This window comes from Pseudoroseomonas cervicalis ATCC 49957, from assembly GCF_000164635.1.
Lineage (GTDB): Bacteria > Pseudomonadota > Alphaproteobacteria > Acetobacterales > Acetobacteraceae > Pseudoroseomonas > Pseudoroseomonas cervicalis.
Genome location: NZ_GG770778.1, coordinates 309,370 through 312,204, shown reverse-complemented (window position 1 = coordinate 312,204; position 2,835 = coordinate 309,370). Strand labels below are relative to the sequence as shown.

General features: G+C 74.9%; 2 protein-coding genes. Both read left to right on the top strand.

Annotation, left to right across the window (positions count from 1 at the left end):
* Positions 1–247 (top strand): hypothetical protein (locus HMPREF0731_RS25185; RefSeq protein WP_007003725.1); only part of this gene is annotated, 247 nt, incomplete at its 5' end.
* Complete coding sequence (locus tag HMPREF0731_RS08730) at positions 247–2,655, top strand: glycosyltransferase (protein ID WP_007003724.1); 2,409 nt, start codon at positions 247–249, stop codon at positions 2,653–2,655. The genes HMPREF0731_RS25185 and HMPREF0731_RS08730, both read left to right, overlap by 1 nt.
* Positions 2,656–2,835: the final 180 nt, after the last annotated feature.

Below are 2,835 nucleotides of genomic sequence, written 5' to 3'. Positions count from 1 at the left end.
GACCCTGGCCGAGCGCGACCGGCTGGCGCTGCGCTGCGCCAGCCTGGAGGCACAGCTGGAGCGGCTGCTGGGCGCCCCCTATCCCGGCGCCACCGGCGCCGCCGCCGGCGGCCCGGGCATCGACCCCGCTTTGCTGGCGGCGGCGCGGCAGGAGATCGCGATGCTGCGCAACTCCACCTCCTGGCGCATCACCGCGCCCTTGCGCCGCATCATGGACCGGCTGCGCGGCCTGGGGCGCAAGGGCTGATGGCGCGCGCCCCCCGCGAGATCCCGACCGAGACGCTGCTGCTGGTGACGCGCAGCGGGTTGTTCGACCCGGCGCATTACCGGCTGCAATGCCCCCCCGGCGCGCTGGAGGGCCAGGACCCGGTCGCGCACTACCTGCGGGAGGGCTGGCAGCAGGGGCTCGACCCCAGCCAGGGCTTCGCCACCCGCTTCTACCTGGAGCGCAACCCGGATGTGGCCAGCTCCGGCGCCAACCCGCTGCTGCACTACCTGCAGGCCGGGCGCGAGGAGGGCCGCGCCGCCCTGCCGCCGGAGCGCGAGCGGCTGCTCGCCGCCGCCGACTGCATCGACCCGCCGCGCGCGCCCACGCCCGCCGAATGGGCGGCGCTGGAAGCGACCTGGACGCCCGATCCGCGCCCGCCGGTGCTCGATGTCATCGTCCCCGTCTATGCCGGCTTCGACGAGACGATGCGCTGCCTCTACTCGGTGCTGGCGGCGCCGCAGCGCACGCCCTTCCGCCTGCTGGTGGTGGACGACCACGGGCCGGAACCCGCGCTGCGCGCGGCGCTGCGCGACCTCGCCGCGCGCGGCCTGATCGAGCTGCACGCCACGCCGCAGAATCTGGGCTTCGTCGGCGCCTGCAATCTCGGCATGGCGCTGCACCCCGAGCGCGACGTGCTGCTGCTGAACTCGGACACCGAGGTCCACAATGACTGGCTGGACCGGATGCACGCCGCCGCGCGGCGCCGCCCGGACACCGGCACCGTCACCCCCTTCTCCAACAACGCCGAGATCTTCAGCTACCCGCGCGCCAACCGCGACAACTGGCTGCGCCTCGGCCTCGACGACGCGGCGCTGGACCGGCTCGCCGCCGAGGCCAATCCGGGCGGCGAGGCCGAGGTGCCGACCGGCGTCGGCTTCTGCATGTATGTGCGGCGCGACTGCCTCGACCGCATCGGCCTGCTCGACGAGGCGAATTTCGGCAAGGGCTATGGCGAGGAGAACGACCTCTGCCGCCGCGCCGCCGCCGCCGGCTGGCGCAACATCCTGGCCGCCGATGTCTTCGTCCGCCACCACGGCGCCGCCTCCTTCGGCGCCAGCAAGGCGGCGCGGGTCGAGGCGGCGGTGCGCAAGGTCGAGGAGCTGCACCCGGGCTACGGCCAGCTCGTCTCCGACTTCATCACCGCCAACCCGATGCAGGGCTACCGCGAGGCGCTCGACCTCGCCCGCATGGGCGCGCGCGCGGGCGGCGGCGGCGTGCTGATGGTCACGCATGACTGGGGCGGCGGCACCGAGCGGCATGTGCGCGACCTCTCGGCGCTGCTCGAGGCGGAGGGCATCCCCGCCTTCACCCTGCGCCCGGCCCCGGACAGCCCCGGCCTGCTGAAGCTGGACGATCCGCTGGGGCGGGAGATGGTCAATCTGCGCCCCTACAGCGTGGCGCGCGACCTGCCGCGCTTCGCCGAGGCGCTGCGGCGCCTGAAGCTGCGGCTGGTGCATATCCACCACCTGGCCGGCATGCCCGAGGCGGCGGCGGATTTCCTGCGCCTGGCCTGCGCCCGCGCCGGCCTCGCCTATGACGTGACGCTGCACGACTACATGGCCGCCTGCCCGCGCATCACCATGATCGACCGCGGCGGCGTCTATTGCGGCGAGCCGGCGCTGGAGAGCTGCGAGCGCTGCATCGCCCGCGACGGCTCGCCCTTCGGCCACCCCTCGGTCTGGGAATGGCGCGAGCGGTTCGGCCGGCTGCTGCGCGGCGCCCGCCGGCGCTACGTGCCCGATGCCGACGTGGCGGAGCGGCTGGGGCGGCATTTCCCCGGCCTCGGCTTCACCCTGCGGCCGCACCCCGAGCCGGCGCTGCCGGAGCGCCCCGCCACCGCCACCGCCCCCGCCCCGGGGGCGGCGCGGCATGTGGTGGTGATCGGCGCCATCGGGCCGCACAAGGGCTCGGTGCTGCTGCAGGAGCTGGCCACCCGCGCCCAGCGCCGCGCCCTGCCGCTGCGCTTCACCATCCTGGGCTACACCGACCGCGACGACGCCCTGCGGGCGATCGGCAATGTCGCCATCACCGGCGCCTATGAGGAGGCGGAGCTGCCACAGCGCCTGGCCGAGCTGGCGCCAGACCTCGCCTTCTTCCCCGCCGTCTGGCCGGAGACCTATTCCTACACCCTGTCGGCGGCGCTGGCGGGGAAGGTCTATCCGGTGGCCTTCGGCCTCGGCGCCATCGCGACCCGGCTGCGCGCGCTCGGCTGGGGCGAGCTGCTGCCGATGACCGCCATGCTGCGGCCGGATACCGTGCTGGACGCGCTGCTGGACTGCCAGCCCCGGCCACTGCCGGAGGAAGGGCGCGCGCGGGTCGCGGAGGGGCTGGCTTATCCGGGGCTGCTCGGGCGGTATTATGGGCTGGAGGCAGAACAGGAAGCATGAAGGTTGAGGGGGCTCCGCCCCCTCAAACTCCCCCGGCAGGGGACGGGGTCCCCTGCACCCGCCATCTGGGGGCTACTTGCCCAGGCGGCGGTGATTGGACGCCAGCGTGCGGTGGACCGGGCGCAGCGCGGCGCCGGAGGCCGCCAGCCCGGCCCCGGCCCAGGCCTCGGCCAGCCGCGC